The sequence below is a fragment of the Streptomyces sp. NPDC002276 genome (assembly GCF_053891435.1).
This window is the reverse complement of the sequence record NZ_JBSFCQ010000006.1, coordinates 230,943-250,349: the sequence shown is the minus strand read 5'-3', so window position 1 is coordinate 250,349 and position 19,407 is coordinate 230,943. Positions and strand designations below refer to the sequence as shown.

Sequence of the window (19,407 nt, the reverse complement as noted above, 5' to 3'; positions counted from 1 at the left end):
TGCCACCCCCGGGGCGGGGGCGCTCGGTATCCAACGAAGCACCGGGAGCGGTGGTCGGCAATTCATGGTGCGGTGCTCCCGGTGCTTGTCGTTCCTACGTCGGGCTTGGTCAGGCGTCGATGCTGTCCTTCGGGGCGCCTTCGGTCCCCGTCCGCGCCGCCTCGGCCGCCGCGGTCTTCTTGTTGGCCATCAGGCTGGTGATCGTGGTGACGATCAGGACACCGCAGATCACACCGAGGGAGACCGGGATGGAGATCTCCGGGACATGGACCCCGGACTCGTGCAGCGCGTGCAGCACCAGCTTGACGCCGATGAAGCCGAGGATGACCGACAGGCCGTAGCTGAGGTGGACCAGCTTCTTGAGCAAGCCGCCGATGAGGAAGTACAGCTGCCTCAGGCCCATCAGGGCGAACGCGTTGGCCGTGAACACGATGTACGGGTCCTGGGTGAGGCCGAAGATCGCGGGGATGGAGTCGAGGGCGAACAGCACGTCCGTCGTACCGATGGCGAGCATCACGACCAGCATCGGGGTCATGACCCGCTTGCCGTTCTCCCGGATCCACAGCTTGGTGCCGTGGTACCGGTCGGCCACGCCGAAGCGGCGCTCGGCGGCCTTGAGAAGCTTGTTCTCCTCGAACTCCTCGTCCTCCTCGTCGGTCCGGGCCTCCTGGATGAGCTTCCAGGCGGTCCAGATGAGGAAGGCGCCGAAGATGTAGAAGACCCACGCGAAGTTGGCGAGGACGGCCGCGCCGGCCGCGATGAAGATGGCCCGCAGGACCAGGGCTATGAGGACGCCGACGAGCAGCACCCGCTGCTGGTACTGCGAGGGCACGGCGAACTTCGCCATGATCAGGACGAAGACGAAGAGGTTGTCGACGCTCAGCGACTTCTCGGTGATGAATCCGGCGAAGAACTCGCCACCGGCCTGGCCGCCTCCGAAGACGAGCAGGCCGAGTCCGAAGAGTCCGGCGAGGGCGATCCAGACGACGGTCCAGATTCCGGCTTCCTTGATCGACACGTCATGCGGCTTGCGGCCGATGAAGAAGTCGACGGCGATGAGGGCGGCCAGCCCCACGATGGTCAGGACCCACAGGGTCACGGAAACATCCACTACTGCTCCTCCGGCGGTATTAACGGCAAATGGTCAGCGTCGTCGCTACCGGAGGTCTCTTCCACCTTGGACGGGCGTCCAGGGCCGACGCCCCGGGATCTGGCCTGATCCGTATTGACGGGTACGCCGCAGCAGATAGGGAGTACTCCCCTCCGTACGGAGAAGACTACCCCAATCACCAAGGAAAGGTAAAGAGATTGGCAAAAGAAAGACAAACCAGCAGGTGAGAGCCCTTTACCTGTACTTGGTACGAGCCGTCGCGACCTCGGTCAGCACCCGCTGGAGCACCTGGCTGCCGGGCGGCACGAGCGAGGGCTCGTACGTCCAGGCATGACCCACCCACGGGTCGGCGAGATGGTCGTCGGGCAGCGGGGTGAGTCGCATCAGCGAACGCCAGAGCGGGTCGAGCAACGGACCGTAGCCCGCCGCGTCCTCACGGTCCGCGACCATCATCAGATGGACGCCGACGGCCGGGCCCTCGTCCGCGAGATAGCGCAGCTGGGTCACAGCACGGTCGTCGAAGCCGTGCGGGAAGTCGTTGACGATCAGCAGCTGTTCGGCCGTGTCGAGGCCGGGCGGGAGTGAGTCGGCGGCCCCGCCGCGCACCGCCATCTGCACCAGGTCCACTCGCTGGGTGAGCCGGGCCAGCACGTCCGCGACCCCGGCGGCCCCCACGGCGGGCGGCGCCGCGAGCACGCCGGTGTGCACCAGGGGGACCAGCGCCTGCGCCGCCGAACCGGCCGGGTCGATGACGTGCACGGCGAACTCGCCCACCGGATAGACGGCCAGCAGCCGGGCCGCGTGCGCCACGGCCGTGTCGAGCGCGAGGCGCCGCAGCTCGTGCGAATCGGCGAACGAGCCGTCCAAGGACTCCCCGCCACCGCTGTCGATCCACAGACCGCGCTCCAACGGCAGCCGGACCAGCATCGGGATGCGCAGGTCGGGGCTCTCCGGGAGATGGAGGTCGCCCAGGCGCAGGGCCATGGGGATCTCCATCGGGACGCGGTAGCCGTGCCAGACGGGGTTGTCCCAGCCGGCGAAGGCCAGCGGGAGCGCGGGTTCGACCACCTCGGACTCGGCGGCCAGCTGGGCGAGGTCCCGGTCGAGGGCCGCCCGCGCCTGGTCGACGAGTTGGGCGTGCTTGGCCTGGGCCGCCTCACGGGCCGCGTCGCCCTGACCGCCGATCCGGCTGCGCGGGTCGGACAGCGCCTGGTCGAGTTCCTTCTCCATCCGCGAGTCGGCGAAGTCGACCGCGCTGCGGTATGCGGCCATGGTGCGGGCCAGGTCCTCGAACATGCCCCACACCTGGTTGTAGAGCCGTTCCTCCATCGACCACCCGGTCGCGTCACCGGCGACGGGCTGCGCGGCCTGTCCGGGCGGAGCCGGGGGCGCGGTCGGCGCGGGCGACGGAGGCGCCCCGGTCCCCCGACGCGGGTGGCTGTAGTCGATCGGCCCACCGGTAGCGGGAGCGGCGGCCTGGGCGGCGGGATCCGCGGGCGCGCCCGCACCGGGATATCCGGACTGCGGCGCCACGGCACCCGGGGTGCCCTGCGGACCGTACGGAGACGTAGGTTGCGGTGCTACGGCGCTGGGGGCGCCCTGCGCGTCGTAGGGCGAGGTCGGTTGCGGAGCGACAGCGCCGGGTGTGCCCTGCGCCGTGGCGCCGCTCGCCTCGGGGCCGATTCCCGGTGTGGCCGTCTGGCGGGTGCGGTCGCCGTCCGTGGTGCGGGGTGGGGGCGTTGCCACGGATCGGGCCAGGCCCCGGGCCACCGCTTCGTTGATGCCGCCCGCGAGGTGGGCGGCCTGGGGCAGGCCCTGGTCGGTGAGGAGTTCGGCCAGGCCGCCCGCGTAGCCCTGGCCGACGGCGCGCACTTTCCAGGCGCCCTGTCTGCGGTACAACTCCAGGGCCACGACGGCCGATTCGGCGTCCAGGCCGGTGATCGTGTAGCTGGCGACCTCGGTGCCGTCGAGGCCGGTGACCGCGACGAAGGGTGCGGCGACGGCCCCGAAGCGGGCGGGGCCGTCGGCGCCGAGGGGCAGCGCGAGCAACACGCTGACGCGGTGGACGGCCTCCGGCATGGCGCCGAGGTCCACCGCGAGGCGGTGGTCGGCGGCGGCCTGCTTGGAGACCTCAAGGCCGGGCAGGGTGGGTGTGCCCGGGTGGGCCACCCACTCCACGCCGTGGGTCCTGCCGCGCTCGTCGCCGAGCGTGGCGGCGGCCACGACCGGCTTGCCGGCCGCGACCCGGATCTCCAGACGCATCTGGGAGAGCGGGTGGTTCTGCCCTCGCACCAGCTCGGCCGCCATCGCTCTCGTCCCCCTGCTCAGCCGTGTCGTGTCGTGTGCGCCGGGCCGCCCTAGAGGTGCGGCAGGATCGCCGGCATCAGGTCCTGGAAGGTGCGGCCGTTGGTCGGTGTGCCGAGGGCCGTCAGTGTCCAGCCGGAGCCGGTGCGGTGGACCTTCGCCATGATCTGGGCCGTGTACTGGCCGCCGCCCGCGAGGGTGTAGCGGGCCAGCTCCTGGCCGTTGGTCTCGTCGACCAGGCGGCAGAACGCGTTCTGCACCTCCTGGAAGGTCTGCCCCGTGAAGGAGTTCACGGTGAAGACGATCTGGTCGATGTGGACCGGCACGCGCGCGAGGTCGACGAGGATGGCCTCGTCGTCGCCGCCCTGGCCGACACCGCCGACGAGGTTGTCACCGGTGTGCCGGACGGAGCCGTCGTCACTCACCAGGTGGCGGAAGAACACCACGTCGACCGGCTGCTTGTCGGCGAACAGCACCGCGGACGCGTCGAGGTCGATCTCCCGGGTGCGCGAGCCGAACAGACCGCGTCGGGGTGCCGCCTGCCAGCCGAGACCCATGCGCACCGCGGTCAGGCCGGTCCCGTCGTTCTTCTCAAGACTGATGGCCTGACCCTTGGTCATGTTGACGGTCACGGCTGTTCCCCTCTCGAACTGTCCCCTGTTGCCGTGGAATCCGCGGCTGCCCAGAACCCTACGCAGCGGCACTGACAGTGCCGAACCCCGCATCGGACTTTGTGTCGGTCTTGCAACACAGAGCGCATATCCCGAGGTCCGGCACTCCCCCGAGGGGGTCAGGCGATGCCCGCCTCCTTCATCTGACGCAGCTCCTTCTTCATCTCGTGCACCTCGTCGCGCAGCCGGGCCGCGACCTCGAATTGCAGGTCGGCGGCGGCGGCGCGCATGCGCTGCGTCATCTCCTCGATCTGCTCGGCGAGTTCGGCCGCGGGGCGGTCGGTCGGCACCCCGTCCTTCGCCTTGCCCTTGGCGGACTTGCCGCCCTTCGCGGCCTTGCCCCCGAGCGCGGGCACAGGGGCCTTCGCGCCCTTGCCGTCCTTGTTCTTGCGGTAGCCCGAGCCGAGCAACTCCTCCGTGTCGACGTCCTCGCGGGCGATCTGCGCGACGATGTCGTTGATCTTCTTGCGGAGCGGCTGGGGGTCGATGCCGCGCTCCGTGTTGTACGCGACCTGCTTCTCCCGGCGGCGGTTGGTCTCCTCGATGGCCTTCTCCATCGCCGGGGTGATCCGGTCGGCGTACATGTGGACCTGGCCGGAGACGTTGCGCGCCGCGCGGCCGATGGTCTGGATCAGGGAGGTGCCGGAGCGCAGGAAGCCCTCCTTGTCGGCGTCCAGGATGGCCACCAGGGACACCTCGGGCAGGTCGAGGCCCTCACGGAGGAGGTTGATGCCGACCAGGACGTCGAACTCCCCGGAGCGCAGCTCGCGCAGCAGCTCGATGCGGCGCAGGGTGTCGACGTCGCTGTGCAAGTAGCGGACCTGGATGCCGAGTTCGAGGAAGTAGTCGGTGAGGTCCTCGGCCATCTTCTTGGTGAGGGTGGTGACCAGGACGCGTTCGTCCTTCTCGGTGCGCTTGCGGATCTCGTGCACCAGGTCGTCGATCTGGCCCTCGGTGGGCTTGACGACGACCTCGGGGTCGATGAGGCCGGTGGGGCGGATGATCTGCTCCACGGTGCCGTCCGCGCGCGAGAGTTCGTACTTGCCGGGGGTCGCCGACAGGTAGACCGTCTGTCCGATGCGCTTCTGGAACTCCTCCCATTTCAGGGGGCGGTTGTCCAGGGCGGAGGGCAGTCGGAAGCCGTGGTCGACGAGGGTGCGCTTGCGGGAGGCGTCGCCCTCGTACATCGCGCCGATCTGCGGGACCGTGTTGTGCGACTCGTCGATGACGAGCAGGAAGTCCTCGGGGAAGTAGTCGATCAGGGTGTTCGGCGCGGAGCCGGGCTCGCGGCCGTCGAAGTGCATCGAGTAGTTCTCGACGCCGGAGCAGGAGCCGATCTGGCGGAGCATCTCCAGGTCGTACGTGGTCCGCATCCGCAGGCGCTGGGCCTCCAGGAGCTTGCCCTGCTTCTCCATCTCGGCCAGCCGCTCGGCGAGTTCCTTCTCGATGTCGTTGACGGCCCGCTCCATGCGCTCGGGGCCCGCGATGTAGTGGGAGGCCGGGAAGACGTAGAGGTGCTCGTCCTCGCTGATGATCTCGCCGGTCAGCGGGTGGAGGGTGGAGAGGGCCTCGATCTCGTCGCCGAACATCTCGATGCGGACGGCCAGTTCCTCGTAGACCGGGAAGATCTCGATGGTGTCGCCGCGGACGCGGAAGGTGCCCCGGGTGAAGGCCAGGTCGTTGCGCGTGTACTGGATGTCGACGAAGCGGCGCAGCAGCTGGTCGCGGTCGATCTCGTCGCCGACCTTGAGGGGGACCATGCGGTCCACGTACTCCTGCGGAGTACCGAGGCCGTAGATGCAGGAGACCGAGGCGACCACGATGACGTCGCGGCGGGTGAGCAGCGAGTTGGTCGCGGAGTGGCGCAGGCGCTCGACCTCCTCGTTGACCGAGGAGTCCTTCTCGATGTAGGTGTCCGACTGCGGGACGTAGGCCTCGGGCTGGTAGTAGTCGTAGTACGAGACGAAGTACTCGACCGCGTTGTTCGGCAGGAGTTCGCGGAACTCGTTGGCCAGTTGGGCGGCCAGGGTCTTGTTCGGCGCCATCACCAGGGTGGGGCGCTGGAGCTTCTCGATCATCCACGCGGTGGTGGCGGACTTGCCGGTGCCGGTCGCGCCGAGCAGGACGACGTCCTTCTCACCTGCCTCGACGCGCCGGGCCAGCTCGGCGATGGCCGCCGGCTGGTCGCCGCTGGGCTGGTAGGAACTGACGACCTCGAAAGGCGCCACCGTGCGTTCGATGTGGGAAACGGGCCGCATGGAACCAACCGTACGACCCGCCACTGACAACGGGGTCGGATCAGCGGTTCTGCGGGGTGCGGGAGCCGCGGTGTCCGAGGTCGCGGTCGGCGCGGACCGGGGTGCGCCGGGGGTGCGGGACGACGGCGCCGGCCGGGACGCCGGGCTTGTGCTCGACGGGGAGCCGGGTGGGCTTGCCCATGACCATCAGCGGGTCGAACATCACGACGACGCCGGCCAGGAGGAGGAAGGCGAGGGGGCCGATCATCATGGGCGCGAGCAGTGACGCGGCGGAGACCCCGTCGGTGGTCGCGGCCGTGCCGTGGACGTGGACGGTGAGGGCGGCCATGCCGGTGTAGTGCATGCCGGTGACGGCGAGCCCCATGACGAGACTCGCGCCCACGCTCCACAGGAACCCGCGGACCTGGCCGGCCGCCCACAGGGCGCTGATCGCGGCGACGACCGCTATGACGACGGAGGCGGCGACGGTGAAGGTGTTGTATTCGAGCTTTCCGTTGAGGCGCATGCTGGCCATGCCCAGGTAGTGCATCGAGGCGATGCCCAGGCCGGTGAGGGTGCCGCCGGTGAACAGGGCCGTCCCCCTGGCTCCCCGGTAGCCGACGATGAAGATCCCGACGCCCACCATGACGATGGCGACGGCGAGGCTCGCGAAGGTCATCGGTTTGTCGTAGTGGATCGGTGTCTGGCGGACCGAGAAGCCCATCATCGCGATGAAGTGCATCGTCCATATGCCGGAACCGATCGCCGCCGATCCCAGGGCCAGCCAGCCGGGCCTCCAGGACTGGGTCACGAGCATCGATCTGGTGGTGCAGCGCAGGCCGAGCGCACCGCCGAGGCAGGCCATGAGGTAGGCCACCAGCGGTGTGACGAGTCCGTAGCTGAAACCGTCGACCGTGCCCCGCATGCGCAGCAACCCTTCCGCCCTGTTCCGTCCCGCAAATTCCTGAAACCCGCCCAGCCCCAGCACCGCAGGAACGGTCGGGGTCGACGCAGAGAGTATGACCCCCACCGGAATGGTCGAACGATTTTCCGGCAAAGAAACACGGCCCCGCCCCACTTGTGCGGCACCGGTGAGCGGACTTGGGCAACTCCATTCATTCTGTGTCCATCCCGTACCCCACGGGTAGTGACGTTCCGCTGTCATTCTTGAGCTGTATGTGATCGCTCGACGCGAGGAGTACGCATGCACCTGCGCGCAGTTGCCGCCTCGACCACCGCGCTCCTGGGGGCCGCCGCCCTCCTGCTCCCCTCCCCCCAGGCCAGGGCCGGTGACGAGGCCGTGTGGCCCACCGTGGTCGCCCATCGCGGCGCGTCCGCCTACGCCCCCGAGAACACCCTGGCCTCCATCGACAAGGCGGCCCGGCTCGGTTTCCAGTGGGTGGAGAACGACGTCCAGCGCACCAAGGACGGCGAACTCGTCGTCATCCACGACGACAGCCTGAAGCGCACCACCGACGTCGCGAAGGTGTTCCCCGACCGGGCCCCCTGGAAGGTGAAGGACTTCACCGCCGCCGAGATCGCCCGCCTCGACGCGGGCAGCTGGTTCGGCCCCGCGTACACCGGCACGCGCGTGCCCACGCTCACGCAGTACATGCGCGAGGTGGAACACAACCACCAGAGCCTGCTCCTGGAAATCAAGAACCCGGAGCTGTACCCCGGCATCGAGCAGCAGACCCTCAAGGTCCTGGGCAACGAAGGATGGCTGGGCCAGTCCCACGTCGACGGCCGGCTGATCGTGCAGAGCTTCAGCGCGGCCAGCATCCGGATCGTGCACGACCTCGCTCCCGGGATCAGGACCGGCTTCCTCGGCACACCTTCCGTGTCCACCCTGCACGAGTACGCCGCCTTCACCGACCTGATCAACCCGTCGTACGGCTCGATCTCCAAGAGCTACGTCTCCGCGGTGCACGGGTTCACGGGCCCGCACGGCGGTCCGATGGAGGTGTACGCCTGGACCGTCGACGACGCGCCCACGGCGTGGACGGTCGCCGGGTACGGCGTGGACGGCCTCATCACCAACAGACCGGACGTGGTGCGGTCCGCGCTGAGCGGGTTCTGAGACCGCCCGCGGGGCGTTGTCAGTGCCGGGTCGTACGGTGGGCGCATGGACAGCCATGGGCAGAACGAGCAGCGGGTCGTGTGGACCGTCGTCGGCACCGACATCGGTCCGCTGCTGCTGGCCGCGACACAGGACGGCCTGGTCAACGTCGTGTTCCACGCCACGGACCCGGTGCGCGAGAGGACGCTCGACCGGCTGGCGTCCCGGCTGGGCACCGAACCGGTCGAGGCGCCCGACTCCCCCTTGCTGGCCGAGGCGATACGCCAGTTCGAGGCCTACTTCGCCGGAGCCCGGCGCGACTTCGACCTGCCGCTCGACTGGTCCCTGATCTCCGGCTTCAACCGCCAGGTACTGCGCGAGCTGGCGTCCGGCGTCCCGTACGGCTCGGTCGTCGGCTACGGCGACCTGGCCGGGCGGGTCGGCCAGCCGCGCGCGGCCCAGGCGGTGGGGGTGGCGATGGGTTCCAACCCGCTGCCGGTCGTCGTGCCCTGCCATCGGGTCGTCGAGAGCGACGGCGGCATCGGCGGCTTCGGCGGCGGCCTGGAGACGAAGAGAAGACTGCTGGCGCTGGAGGGAGTCCTGCCCGAGCCGTTGTTCTGAGCGCTCGGGCAGGGGGCTGGACCAGGCGATGGTCGGCCACTCCTGGAGAACCACGGTTTCCGATGCCCCGCGAAGGGTGGCCGGGAGGCCGAGCCGGTAGCAGACTCCGCCATGCGCGCGCACAGCCACTGGCATCCGGGGGATCGGAGCCGAAGGGACGGCGATCACGCATGAGTGGAAGCGGAAACAGGGCAGTCGCGTATCTCAAGCCGGGAGCGGTGGAAGTCAGGACCATCGACTACCCGACGCTCGAACTGCAGGACGGGCCGGGAGTCGCCCCCGCCAACGTCGGCCGCAAGGTCCGGCACGGGGTCATCCTGAAGGTGCTCGCCAGCAACATCTGTGGCAGCGACCAGCACATGGTGCGCGGTCGGACGACCGCGCCCGAGGGACTGGTCCTCGGACACGAGATCACCGGAGAGGTCGTCGAACGGGGTCCGGACGTCGAGTTCATCGACGTGGGCGACATCGTCTCCGTACCGTTCAACATCGCCTGCGGGCGATGCCGCAACTGCAAGGAACGCAAGACCGGCATCTGTCTGAACGTCAACCCGGCCCGTCCGGGGGCGGCCTACGGCTATGTCGACATGGGCGGCTGGGTCGGTGGTCAGGCCGAGTACGCCATGGTCCCGTACGCGGACTTCAACCTGCTGAGGTTCCCCGACCGGGACGAGGCACGCGAGAAGCTGCTCGATCTGACCATGCTGTCGGACATCTTCCCGACCGGTTTCCACGGCGCGGTCACCGCGGGCGCCGGGGTCGGGTCCACGGTGTACGTCGCCGGGGCGGGTCCGGTCGGTCTCGCGGCGGCGGCGTCGGCGCAGCTCCTGGGCGCCGCGGTGGTCATCGTCGGCGACCTGAACCCCGAACGCCTGGGCCAGGCAAGGAGTTTCGGCTGCGAGACCGTCGACGTCTCGCGCGGCGACATCGGGGAGCAGATCGCCGAGATCGTCGGCGAGCCCGAGGTGGACGCGGCGGTCGACGCGGTCGGCTTCGAGGCACGGGCGCACGGCCCGAACGCCCCGGAGGCACCGGCGACCGTCCTCAACTCGCTGATGGGCGTCACGCGCGCGGGCGGTGCCCTGGGCATCCCCGGGCTGTACGTCACCGCCGACCCAAGTGGGGTCGACGAGGACGCGAAGAGCGGCACCCTGAAGGTACGGCTCGGCCTCGGCTGGGCCAAGAGTCACCGGTTCGCAACCGGTCAGTGCCCGGTGATGACATACCACCGGAGTCTGATGATGGCGATCCTGCACGGGCGCGTGCACATCGCGAAGGCGGTCAACGCGACCCCGATCGCGCTGGAGGACGCACCGCGCGGCTACGCCGAGTTCGACCAGGGCGCCGGCCGCAAGTACGTGCTCGATCCCCACGGGACGCTGGCGGGCGTCAGCCCGGTCTGAGGTACGACATGGAAAACGGGGGCCACGCACGTGTGGCCCCCGTTTTCCATGTCGGGCGCCGATGATGTCTCCCACAGCCCGCGAGGGTTTGACCGGGCACCGAGCCCGCCAGGGATGAGGGAAGACCGAACGACAGGAGGCGCGTGGTGCTGGTGGTGTCCGAGGAAGTACGCGAGGCGATCGACGCGCGTCGACCCGTGGTGGCCCTGGAGTCGACGATCATCGCGCACGGGCTGCCGCGCCCGCGCAATCTACAGGTGGCGCTGGAGCTGGAGGCGGCGGTACGTCAGGAGGGCGCCGTCCCCGCGACGATCGCCGTGCTGGACGGGCGGCCCCATGTCGGCCTGGACAAGGACCAGTTGGAGCGGGTCGCCAACGAGGACGGGATCCGCAAGCTGGGCCACCGCGACCTGCCGCTCGCGGTGGCGGCGGGGGCCAGCGGGGCGACCACGGTGTCCGCGACGGCGCTGCTGGCGGCGCGGGCGGGCGTCCGGGTGTTCGCGACCGGCGGGCTCGGCGGGGTGCACCGGGAGTGGACGGTGACGCAGGACGAGTCCGCCGACATGGGGCTGCTGGCGTCCACCCGGATCACGGTGGTGTGCGCGGGCGTGAAGTCGATCCTGGACGTGCCGGCGACCTTGCAGCGCCTGGAGACGCTGGGCGTGGCGGTCGCGGGATACGGCACGGACCGCTTCCCCGGCTTCTACCTCTCCGACTCCGGGTACCCGGTGGACTGGACGCTGGAGACCCCGCAGCAGGTGGCGGCCGTGATGCGGGCGCAGGACGCGCTCGACGCCCCGGAGTCGACCCTGATCGTCGCCAACCCGGTGCCCGAGGACGAGCAGTTGGATCCCGAGCTGCACGCGCGCGTGCTCGCCGACGCGCTGCACGCGTGCGAGGCAGAGGGCGTCACCGGGCAGGCGGTCACCCCGTTCCTCCTCGGCTACCTCGTGGAGCACACCGACGGCGCCTCGCTGAGCGCCAACCTGGCGGCCGTACGCGGCAACGTACGACTGGCGGGGCGGATCGCGGCGGCCTGGGCCGAGGAGGCGTGACGACCGGGCCGAACGGCGCGCTCCTGGTCGTCGGCGACGTCGTCACGGATGTCGTCGCCCGGCATCTGGGGCCGCTCGCGCCCGGCACCGACACCGCCGCCGTGATCCGGACCGTGCCGGGCGGCGCGGGCGCCAACGTGGCCTGCTGGGCGGCCCATTGGGGCTGCGGGGACGTACGGCTGCTCGGTCGGGTGGGTGCGGACGCGGCGGCGTGGCACGAACGGGAGCTGGTCGCCTCCGGGGTACGGCCCCGTCTCGTGGTCGATCCGGAGGCGGCGACCGGGACGGTGATCTGTCTGGTCGACACGGGGGCGTCGGCCGAGCGGACGTTCCTCACCGACAGCGGCGCGTCCCTGCGGCTCGATCCCGGCGACTGGTCGGACTCGCTGCTCGACGGGGTCGTACGGCTGCATCTGTCGGGCTATCTGCTGTTCTCCGAGCCCAGTCGGGCGTTCGTGGCCGCGGCGGTGGAGTCGGCACGCGCGCGTGGGGTGCCGGTGAGTCTGGATCCGGCGTCGGCGGGGTTTCTCGTGGAGCTGGGTGTGGACCGTTTCCTGGCGCTCGTCGAGGGGGTGGACGTGCTGCTGCCCAGCCGGGACGAGGCGTGTCTGCTCACCGGGTTGCCCGATCCGGCGGACGCGGCGGCCAAGTTGAGCCGCCATGTCCCCCTGGTGGTCACCAAGCAGGGCGCAGAGGGGGCCTTGGTCGCCCACTCCGGCACGGTCCACGCACGCGTGCCGGCCGAGCCCGCCACGCCCCGGGACACCACGGGCGCGGGCGACGCGTTCACGGGGGCGTTCCTCGCGACGCTTCTGACGGGCGCCGATCCCGAGGCAGCGGCGCGGGAGGGGTGCCGGGCGGGAGCGCGGGCGGTGGAACGGGTGGGAGGGCGGCCACCCGGGCGGGAGTGAGCAAGCAACCCCGCCTCCCGCGCCCACCGGGCCTCAACTCCCGCCCGGCGCCTACGCCTTCCGCCCCCACGCGGAGATCATCGGCGCCGTGGCCAGGTCCATCGTGCCGGAGGCGACGTTGGCCAGATGGCGGTCGATGTCCTCGTCCGTGGCGAGACCCGCGGTGACGAGCTGGTCGCGGATCTGGCGGACCGTGGCGGATTCCAGGGCGGCGCAGGCCGGTGAGGTGACCGGGAAGTACGCGTCGGCCTCCACCCGGCGCAGACCGGCCTCGCGGAGCAGGCGCGGGAGTTTGCGGCCGTAGGAGAGGTCGGCGCCGCGGTCGGCGAGGAGTGCGCGGAAGCCGTTGCGGAGACGGTTCGCCAGTTGCTGCTCGGGACCGTGTTCGTCGGGGCAGAGCAGGGGCTGGAGGGCGGGGTCGGCGTCCTCGATCAGGAGGCGGCCACCGGGGCGCAGGGACTTGATCATCGAGCGCAACGCCCGTTCCCGGTCCGGGACATGGACCAGGACGAGCCGCGCGTGCACGAGGTCGAAGCCCTCCCCCGGCGGTTCCTCGGCGCCGACGTCGTGGACGCGCACCTCGATCGGCGGGCGGGCCACCGAGGCGACCTGGGAGGTGTCGATGTCGGTCGCGAGGACCTTCCCGGTCGGTCCGACCTTCTTGGCCAGCCAGGACACCACCGAGGTGCCGCCGACGCCGACCTCCCAGACCCGCCAGCCGGGTCCGACGCCGAACCCCTCCAGGTGCCGGAACGTCGTGGGGTCGAAGAGCGTGGCGAAGGCGTCGAAGCGCTGCCCTGCCTCGGACTGCCGGTTGTCGAGGAGATACCCGTCGGATCGCGTCATGCCGCGATCATCCCAGTTGCCCCGCTTGTCGGGAGGGGTCGACGCTCCGGTTCGGAACGCCCTCGCACGGCTTCGTCCACAGGCGGGAACAAAGCGGAGGATTCCGTTCCCACAGGCTTACCCACCGCTCACGTCGGCCTGGCAAACTGGCACGCCAAGGCGCAGAAATGCGATGCGAGGGGATCCACGCAAGGAGATCCGGATGTCCATGGCAGGGAATCTTCGGAAGGTCACGGGCCTGGGCAGGGTCGGCGGCCTCCGCAAGGTGGCGCGGCTGGCGCGACGGCGCCCGCGGGTCGACCTGAGCCACCACGCCCGGTCACCCCTGGGCTCCTCGGTGGTGAAGTGCGTCACGTATCAGGACGGCGTCCGGGTCCCGGTCGGCGGCGATCTGGTGGACGCCGTCGAGCGGGTGCGCAAGAAGGACGACGGGTTCGTCTGGCTCGGTCTGCACGAGCCGACGAACGAGGAGTTCGCGGGCATCGCCGAGCTGTTCAACCTGCACCCGCTGGCGGTCGAGGACGCGATCGAGGCCCATCAGCGCCCCAAGGTGGAGCGCTACGGCGAGACGCTGTTCGCGGTGTTCAAGACGGTCTGCTACGTCGAGCACGAGAAGCTCACCGCGACGAGCGAGGTCGTGGACACCGGCGAGATCATGGTGTTCGTCGGCGCCGAGTTCGTCATCACCGTGCGGCACGGACGGCACGGCTCGCTGGGGCCGCTGCGCGAGGAGTTGGAGTCGAATCCCCGGCAGCTCGCCAAGGGGCCGGCCGCGGTGCTGCACGCGATCGCGGACCACGTGGTCGACGACTACCTGAGCGTCACGGACTCGGTGCAGGCGGACATCGACCAGGTGGAGACGGACGTGTTCGCGGAGAACGGCGCGCGGGCGGACCCGGGCCGTATCTACCAACTCAAGCGTGAACTGCTGGAGTTGAAGCGGGCGGTGGTCCCCCTCAGCGGCCCGCTTGAGGCGTTGTCCACCCGGCCGATGCGGGTGGTGGGACCGGAGATACAGGCCTACTTCCGCGATGTCTCCGACCACCTGCTGCGGGCGAAGGAACAGATCGCGTCCTTCGACGAACTGCTCAACTCGATTCTGCAGGCGCACCTCGCCCAGGTGACGGTCGCGCAGAACGAGGACATGCGGAAGATCACGGCCTGGGCCGCGGTGATCGCCGTACCGACGATGGTGTGCGGTGTGTACGGCATGAACTTCGACCACATGCCGGAGCTGCACTGGCGGTACGGCTATCCCCTGATCCTGGGCGTGATAACCGTGGCCTGTCTGGCGCTGTACCGGGGCTTCCGGCGCAACGGCTGGCTCTGAGCCACCCGGCGGCCCAGAGCACGACCGTCCAGGGGTTCGGTTCAGCGCATGGCACTTCGGGCGTAGACGTTCTCGACCCAGGTGGCGAGCTGGTCCTCGGTCAGATGCTGGGCGAGGTCGGCCTCGCTGATCATGCCGACGAGGCGTTTGTTCTCGATGACGGGAAGCCGGCGGATCTGGTGTCCCTGCATCTCCTGGAGCACCTCGCCGACATCGGCGCCGGCGTCGATCCAGCGGGGCGTGCCCTGGGCCATCTCGCCCGCGGTGATCTTCGCCGGATCGTGGCCCATGGCCACACAGCCGACGACGATGTCCCGGTCGGTGAGGATGCCGCAGAGCCGTTCGTTCTCGTCGCTGATGGGCAGGGCTCCGACGCCCAGTTCGCGCATCAGCTGGGCGGCGCGGTCCAGGGTTTCATGGGCGGGGATCCACTGGGCGCCCCGGTGCATGATGTCTCCGGCGGTGGTCATGAAGTACCTCCCGGTGCCGGACGGCCGGCGCGGTACAGAACGTTCCGCTAGTCCCGGCGCCCTACATTCTCGCCGCGCGGCGGGGCGAACGCACCCGGGCGGTCGGGACTTCCGGTGGTCGACCGGGAATCCGGGACGGCGCTCGAACAGCGCTCAGACCTGGAAGCCCACGATCTTCCGCGGCACGACGCGGACGATCACCCGCACCTGGTCGTCCCGCTCGCCGGGCGGGTCGACGCCGAGGTACTTGTGCGAGAGCTCGTGCGGGAGCCGCTTGTCCGGGTCGGGAAGGATCTCGGCGGTGCCGCGGATCTCGACCGAGGCATAGGGGTTGGCGAGGTCGAACACCGACAGGCTGACGCGGGGGTCGTGACGGAGGTTGCGCACCTTCTGGCGGTCCTGGAGAGAGGAGAAGAGGACGGTGTCGTCCTCGCGCTTGATCCAGACCACCGAGGTCTGCGGGGCACCGTCGGGGCGGAGAGTGGCGACGCTGGCGAAGTTCTTCCCGTCGAGGAGAGCACGGACGAAGTCGTCGAAGATCGGCATGGCGACACCCTAACTAAATGCACACACATATAAAAGCCCTTTGGGTCAGGCCGTTCGGCCGTTGGGCAGCCCGCCCCACGCCGGGTGCCGTGGATCGTCGGCGCGCACCAGGATGTCCGCCGTGCCGGCCGGGTCGGTCTCGTCCTCGTAGCGCTCGAAGACGGGCAGGGTCCAGTGCTCGGCCTCGGGCGTACGGCGGCGCAGGGCGCCCGGCGAGAGGAGGACGTGCAGGGTCAGGTCGAAGGGGAACCAGTGCCGCAGAAGGAGGGGGCCGTGCAGCAACAGAAGGGCGCCGGGCGGGAGTTGGACGTAGGGGCTGCGGGTGGCGCGGTCGGCGGCCGGGTCCCACAGGTCGGGCAGGACGCGGCCGTCGCCGTCCGGTTCGAGCGGGCCGAACACCTCGCGCCACAGGGCCCGGGTGTCGAACCAGCCGTCGTAGTAGGCGTCGGTGTCCTGGTGCCCGTACTCCAGGCGCAGCGAGGCGGGGCGCAGGAAGCCCTCCGTGCCGACGACGAGCGAGGGACGGCCGCGGACGCGCAGCGCCTCCGCGACCCGTTCGGCGAGGTCGCCCGGGCGGGCCGCCGGGGCGCCGTCGAAGGCGACGCGCGGCCAGGGGCTGCCGTCGGCCGGCTTCAGGTCGAGCAGACGCTCGGCGAGGAGGTCGCCGAGCCGGTCCCAGGTGATCGCTTCCAGTCGCACAGGGCCCATGATGCGTCAGGCCTCGGTCAGCGGGTGGCGCGAGGCTCAGATGCGGCGGACGTACAAGGTCGGGACAGCGTGAAAACAGGAGCGAGGTGGTCGGTGGCAGGGAATGTCTCTCGTATGGCATCGCTCTCGACTCCCCCGATCCGCGACGGACTTGTGGCCGTCGGCGGACTCTTGGTCGTCCAGCCGCTCAGGAAACGGCACTGCGCGGGGTGTCGGCGTGGGCCGTTGGCGCTGCTGGTCGTCGAGGGCGGGGTGCCGCGGTGTCTCGACTGCGTGGACCTCGGGCATCTGGTGTTCCTGCCGCGCGGCGACACGGCGCTGACGCGCAGGGCGCGGGAGGAGAGCGCGTTGTCGGCGGTGGTGGTGCGGTTCGACCGGCGCCGGGGCCGGTACGAGCGACAGGGCGTCCTGGTCGAGGAGGAGGGGCTCGTCCGGGCCGAGGAACGGTGCCTCGCGGACGCCGAGGCACGGCGGCGGCGCCGGGTGCGGGACGCGGGGCGGCGGGCCGTGGAGGACGTGCGGTTCGCGGAGGCGTTCGCGGCGGAGATACGACGGCTGTTCCCCGGCTGCCCCGGGGAGCGGGCCCGGACGATCGCCGCGCACGCCTCGCTGCGCGGCAGCGGGCGGGTGGGGCGGAGCGCGGCGGGCCGGGCGTTGTCCGAGGGGGCGGTGGTCTCGGCGGTGGCGGCGGCCGTACGGCACGAGGACACGCCGTACGACCAGTTGCTGATGAGCGGGGTGCCGAGGCACGAGGCGCGGCGGCGGATCGCGGTGGGGGTGGAACGGGTGCTGCGGGACTGGCGGGGTGTCCCGGTATGACGTCCGTCGGCGTCGGCGAGCGGTGTCGTGGACGCTCGCGTATGGTCCGGCGATTCTCGGCCATGGTCGGGCGGGCGGGGACGGGTTCGACTTGTCGTGACGGTTGGTGGTGGGCAGGATCTCGGCTCTACGGGCGGGAGTTGGTGTCGGCATGATCGGTGAACCGTATTTCGCGCTGACGGTTCTGGGGGTGCTCACGACCGGGGTGATGGCCGGTGTGTTCTGTGCCTTCTCCGTGCTGGTCGTGCGGGGGCTGGCCGAACTGCCGCCCGCGCAGGGGGTCGCCGCGATGAACGCGATCAACAGGGCGGCGCTGACTCCCGCGTTCATGCTGCTGTTCGCCGGTTCGGCGCTGGTGTGCGCGGTGATCGCGGTGGTGACGTTCGTGCTGTGGCCGGATCAGGGGACCGCGGAGCTGCTGTTGGGCAGCGCGCTGTATCTGTTCGGGGCGTTCGGGCTGACCCTCGTCGCGAACGTGCCCCGCAACGACGCCCTGCTGAAGCTGGCCCCGGGGACCCCGGAGGCCGCCGCGTACTGGCCGTCGTACATACGCGAGTGGACGATGTGGAATCACGTCCGCGCGACGGCCTCGGTCGCCGCCGCGCTGGTCTACATGCTGGCCCTCGCCTGAGCGAAGTCCCAAGATCAACTGAGCGCGGGCTGAGGAACGCGGGCAAAGGGCGGCACAAGCCTGCGGAAACCCTCCTGAGAAAGCGGTCTCGCCCACTCTGCGCGCTCGGCCGGGGGGCCTTATCGTGGCTGAAAGAGTGCCGCTCGATGACGCACGGCCTGTCGCATGCGGACGCGAGGAAGACCGCCATGGCCGATCCCAAGGGTTTTATGACCACTCCGCGCGAGGAGTGGCCCCGCAGGCCCGTCGACGAGCGGGTACGGGACTGGGACGAGGTGTATGTCCCGGGCGCGCTGCTGCCGATCGTGAGCGGACAGGCCGACCGGTGCATGGACTGCGGCGTCCCGTTCTGCCACGACGCCTGTCCGCTCGGCAACCTGATCCCCGAGTGGAACGATCTGGTCAGCCGGGACGACTGGCGGGCGGCGGCCGACCGGCTGCACGCCACCAACAACTTCCCCGAATTCACCGGGCGGTTGTGCCCGGCACCCTGCGAAGCGGGCTGCGTGCTCGCCATCAACCAGCCCGCGGTCACCATCAAGAACGTCGAGGTGGCCATCGCCGACCGCGCGTGGACCGACGGTTTCACGCCACCCCGGCCGCCGGACCGGTTGTCCGGGCGGACCGTCGCGGTGGTCGGCTCCGGGCCCACCGGCCTCGCCGCGGCACAGCAGTTGACGCGCGCCGGGCACACGGTCGCCGTGTACGAGCGGGACGACCGGCTCGGCGGGCTGATGCGGTACGGCATCCCCGAGTTCAAGATGGAGAAGCGGCATCTGGAACGGCGGCTGGCGCAGATGCGGGCCGAGGGCACCAAGTTCCGTACGTCCACGATGGTCGGGCGGGATGTCGGAGCGGCCGAACTGCGGGCGCGCTACGACGCGGTGGTGATCGCCACGGGAGCCACGGCGTGGCGTGAACTCACCGTGCCGGGGCGGGAGTTGACTGGCATCCATCAGGCGATGGAGTATCTGCCGCTGGCCAACCGGGTCTGCGAGGGGGACCTCGCCGAGTCCCCGTTGTCCGCCGCGGGGAAGCATGTCGTCATCGTCGGCGGCGGCGACACCGGGGCCGACTGTCTCGGCACGGCGGTGCGTGAAGGGGCCGCGTCCGTCACGCAGTTGGACATCTACGCCCAGCCGGACACCGAGCGCGACGAGGACGCGGAGCCCTGGCCGACGTATCCGAAGATCTACCGGCTCTCGGCCGCGCACGAGGAGGCGCGGGACCTGGAGACGGCACCCGCCGCGCACGCGGATGCCCGGCTGTTCGCGGCGTCGACGCTCCGTTTCGAGGGGGACGCGGACGGGCGGGTGCGGTCGCTGCATCTGGTCGAAGTGGACGCGGAGCGGCGGCCGTTGGACGGTTCCGGCCGCAGCCTGCCCGCCGATCTCGTGCTGCTCGCCCTCGGGTTCTCCGGGCCCGACCGGGCCGACGGGCTCATCGACCAGCTGCGGCTGGCGATGGCACCGCGCGGCACGATCACCCGCGACGCGGACTTCGCGACGAGCGCGCGGGGCGTGTTCGTCGCGGGGGACGCCGCCCGGGGCCAGTCGCTGATCGTGTGGGCGATCGCGGAGGGGCGGGCCGTGGCGGCGGCCGTAGACCGCTATCTGACGGGGAGTTCGCAACTTCCGGCGCCGATCGGGCCGTACGACCGGCCGATGGCGGTGTGACGGGCCGCG

At 70.5% G+C, this 19,407-nt stretch carries 18 protein-coding genes; 9 read left to right on the top strand and 9 right to left on the bottom strand.

Annotated features, from left to right (window positions below):
- Positions 1–109 precede the first annotated feature (109 nt).
- The 5 genes from ACWIHT_RS17990 to ACWIHT_RS17970 all read right to left on the bottom strand — a co-directional run bounded on the left by ACWIHT_RS17990 (position 110) and on the right by ACWIHT_RS17970 (position 7,248).
- A complete protein-coding gene (locus tag ACWIHT_RS17990; RefSeq protein ID WP_456169081.1) occupies positions 110–1,111 on the bottom strand; it encodes a TerC family protein in 1,002 nt (333 codons plus the stop codon).
- Between the two features lie 234 nt (positions 1,112–1,345).
- Positions 1,346–3,418 (bottom strand): TerD family protein, encoded by a 2,073-nt coding sequence (locus ACWIHT_RS17985; protein WP_456169080.1) that lies wholly within the window; start codon positions 3,416–3,418, stop codon positions 1,346–1,348.
- Positions 3,419–3,468: 50 nt separating this feature from the next.
- Entirely contained in the window at positions 3,469–4,047 is a 579-nt protein-coding gene (locus tag ACWIHT_RS17980) for a TerD family protein (RefSeq protein WP_019067593.1), read from the bottom strand.
- Between the two features lie 158 nt (positions 4,048–4,205).
- Entirely contained in the window at positions 4,206–6,344 is a 2,139-nt protein-coding gene (uvrB, locus tag ACWIHT_RS17975) for an excinuclease ABC subunit UvrB (RefSeq protein ID WP_456169079.1), read from the bottom strand.
- A 40-nt stretch (positions 6,345–6,384) separates the two neighbouring features.
- Positions 6,385–7,248 (bottom strand): MHYT domain-containing protein, encoded by an 864-nt coding sequence (locus ACWIHT_RS17970; protein WP_456169078.1) that lies wholly within the window; start codon positions 7,246–7,248, stop codon positions 6,385–6,387.
- A 279-nt stretch (positions 7,249–7,527) separates the two neighbouring features.
- Here ACWIHT_RS17970 and ACWIHT_RS17965 point away from each other — a divergent pair, with 279 nt between their 5' ends.
- The 5 genes from ACWIHT_RS17965 (at position 7,528) to ACWIHT_RS17945 (ending at position 12,372) form a co-directional block, all read left to right on the top strand.
- The gene (locus ACWIHT_RS17965; RefSeq protein WP_456169077.1) at positions 7,528–8,403 is read left to right on the top strand and encodes a glycerophosphodiester phosphodiesterase; all 876 of its coding nucleotides are present in this window, start codon (positions 7,528–7,530) and stop codon (positions 8,401–8,403) included.
- Between the two features lie 45 nt (positions 8,404–8,448).
- Positions 8,449–9,003 (top strand): methylated-DNA--[protein]-cysteine S-methyltransferase, encoded by a 555-nt coding sequence (locus ACWIHT_RS17960; protein ID WP_456169076.1) that lies wholly within the window; start codon positions 8,449–8,451, stop codon positions 9,001–9,003.
- A 170-nt stretch (positions 9,004–9,173) separates the two neighbouring features.
- Positions 9,174–10,406 (top strand): formaldehyde dehydrogenase, glutathione-independent, encoded by a 1,233-nt coding sequence (gene fdhA / locus ACWIHT_RS17955; RefSeq protein ID WP_456169075.1) that lies wholly within the window; start codon positions 9,174–9,176, stop codon positions 10,404–10,406.
- A 143-nt stretch (positions 10,407–10,549) separates the two neighbouring features.
- Positions 10,550–11,461 (top strand): pseudouridine-5'-phosphate glycosidase, encoded by a 912-nt coding sequence (locus ACWIHT_RS17950; protein WP_456169074.1) that lies wholly within the window; start codon positions 10,550–10,552, stop codon positions 11,459–11,461.
- Positions 11,458–12,372, top strand: coding sequence for a carbohydrate kinase family protein (locus ACWIHT_RS17945; protein ID WP_456169073.1), 915 nt, complete (start codon positions 11,458–11,460; stop codon positions 12,370–12,372). Before ACWIHT_RS17950 ends, ACWIHT_RS17945 begins: the two co-directional genes overlap by 4 nt.
- A 51-nt stretch (positions 12,373–12,423) precedes the next feature.
- Here the strand turns inward: ACWIHT_RS17945 and ACWIHT_RS17940 are convergent, their stop codons facing one another.
- On the bottom strand, positions 12,424–13,218 hold the full coding sequence (locus ACWIHT_RS17940; RefSeq protein ID WP_456169072.1) for a methyltransferase domain-containing protein: 795 nt from the start codon (positions 13,216–13,218) through the stop codon (positions 12,424–12,426).
- A 202-nt stretch (positions 13,219–13,420) separates the two neighbouring features.
- Between ACWIHT_RS17940 and corA the strand changes: the two genes are divergently transcribed.
- Positions 13,421–14,548 (top strand): magnesium/cobalt transporter CorA, encoded by a 1,128-nt coding sequence (gene corA / locus ACWIHT_RS17935; protein WP_456169071.1) that lies wholly within the window; start codon positions 13,421–13,423, stop codon positions 14,546–14,548.
- Between the two features lie 41 nt (positions 14,549–14,589).
- On the opposite strand, the gene ACWIHT_RS17930 is transcribed toward corA, so the two are convergent.
- The 3 genes from ACWIHT_RS17930 to ACWIHT_RS17920 form a co-directional block, all read right to left on the bottom strand.
- Positions 14,590–15,018, bottom strand: a complete 429-nt coding sequence (locus tag ACWIHT_RS17930) for a CBS domain-containing protein (protein ID WP_200710485.1) — start codon at positions 15,016–15,018, stop codon at positions 14,590–14,592.
- 153 nt (positions 15,019–15,171) lie between these two features.
- Positions 15,172–15,564 (bottom strand): PPOX class F420-dependent oxidoreductase, encoded by a 393-nt coding sequence (locus tag ACWIHT_RS17925; RefSeq protein WP_456169070.1) that lies wholly within the window; start codon positions 15,562–15,564, stop codon positions 15,172–15,174.
- 45 nt (positions 15,565–15,609) lie between these two features.
- Positions 15,610–16,272 (bottom strand): uridine kinase, encoded by a 663-nt coding sequence (locus tag ACWIHT_RS17920; RefSeq protein ID WP_456169069.1) that lies wholly within the window; start codon positions 16,270–16,272, stop codon positions 15,610–15,612.
- Between the two features lie 114 nt (positions 16,273–16,386).
- Between ACWIHT_RS17920 and ACWIHT_RS17915 the strand changes: the two genes are divergently transcribed.
- The 3 genes from ACWIHT_RS17915 (at position 16,387) to ACWIHT_RS17905 (ending at position 19,398) form a co-directional block, all read left to right on the top strand.
- Complete coding sequence (locus ACWIHT_RS17915; protein WP_456169068.1) at positions 16,387–17,091, top strand: DUF2293 domain-containing protein; 705 nt, start codon at positions 16,387–16,389, stop codon at positions 17,089–17,091.
- 151 nt (positions 17,092–17,242) lie between these two features.
- Positions 17,243–17,722 carry an anthrone oxygenase family protein gene (locus ACWIHT_RS17910; protein ID WP_456169067.1) on the top strand — a complete coding sequence of 160 codons (480 nt, stop codon included), beginning with the start codon at positions 17,243–17,245 and terminating at the stop codon, positions 17,720–17,722.
- 188 nt (positions 17,723–17,910) lie between these two features.
- Entirely contained in the window at positions 17,911–19,398 is a 1,488-nt protein-coding gene (locus ACWIHT_RS17905; RefSeq protein WP_456169066.1) for a glutamate synthase subunit beta, read from the top strand.
- Positions 19,399–19,407 lie beyond the last annotated feature (9 nt).

What these genes read in the sequence shown, in the direction of transcription:
- fdhA (WP_456169075.1), top strand. Translation starts at nt 9,174, where the DNA reads ATGAGTGGAAGCGGAAACAGGGCAGTCGCGTATCTCAAGCCGGGAGCG.
- ACWIHT_RS17940 (WP_456169072.1), bottom strand. Translation starts at nt 13,218, where the DNA reads ATGACGCGATCCGACGGGTATCTCCTCGACAACCGGCAGTCCGAGGCA.
- ACWIHT_RS17925 (WP_456169070.1), bottom strand. Translation starts at nt 15,564, where the DNA reads ATGCCGATCTTCGACGACTTCGTCCGTGCTCTCCTCGACGGGAAGAAC.
- uvrB (WP_456169079.1), bottom strand. Translation starts at nt 6,344, where the DNA reads ATGCGGCCCGTTTCCCACATCGAACGCACGGTGGCGCCTTTCGAGGTC.
- ACWIHT_RS17905 (WP_456169066.1), top strand. Translation starts at nt 17,911, where the DNA reads ATGGCCGATCCCAAGGGTTTTATGACCACTCCGCGCGAGGAGTGGCCC.
- ACWIHT_RS17930 (WP_200710485.1), bottom strand. Translation starts at nt 15,018, where the DNA reads ATGACCACCGCCGGAGACATCATGCACCGGGGCGCCCAGTGGATCCCC.
- ACWIHT_RS17970 (WP_456169078.1), bottom strand. Translation starts at nt 7,248, where the DNA reads ATGCGGGGCACGGTCGACGGTTTCAGCTACGGACTCGTCACACCGCTG.
- ACWIHT_RS17920 (WP_456169069.1), bottom strand. Translation starts at nt 16,272, where the DNA reads ATGGGCCCTGTGCGACTGGAAGCGATCACCTGGGACCGGCTCGGCGAC.
- ACWIHT_RS17910 (WP_456169067.1), top strand. Translation starts at nt 17,243, where the DNA reads ATGATCGGTGAACCGTATTTCGCGCTGACGGTTCTGGGGGTGCTCACG.
- ACWIHT_RS17960 (WP_456169076.1), top strand. Translation starts at nt 8,449, where the DNA reads ATGGACAGCCATGGGCAGAACGAGCAGCGGGTCGTGTGGACCGTCGTC.
- ACWIHT_RS17985 (WP_456169080.1), bottom strand. Translation starts at nt 3,418, where the DNA reads ATGGCGGCCGAGCTGGTGCGAGGGCAGAACCACCCGCTCTCCCAGATG.
- ACWIHT_RS17965 (WP_456169077.1), top strand. Translation starts at nt 7,528, where the DNA reads ATGCACCTGCGCGCAGTTGCCGCCTCGACCACCGCGCTCCTGGGGGCC.
- ACWIHT_RS17915 (WP_456169068.1), top strand. Translation starts at nt 16,387, where the DNA reads ATGGCATCGCTCTCGACTCCCCCGATCCGCGACGGACTTGTGGCCGTC.
- corA (WP_456169071.1), top strand. Translation starts at nt 13,421, where the DNA reads ATGTCCATGGCAGGGAATCTTCGGAAGGTCACGGGCCTGGGCAGGGTC.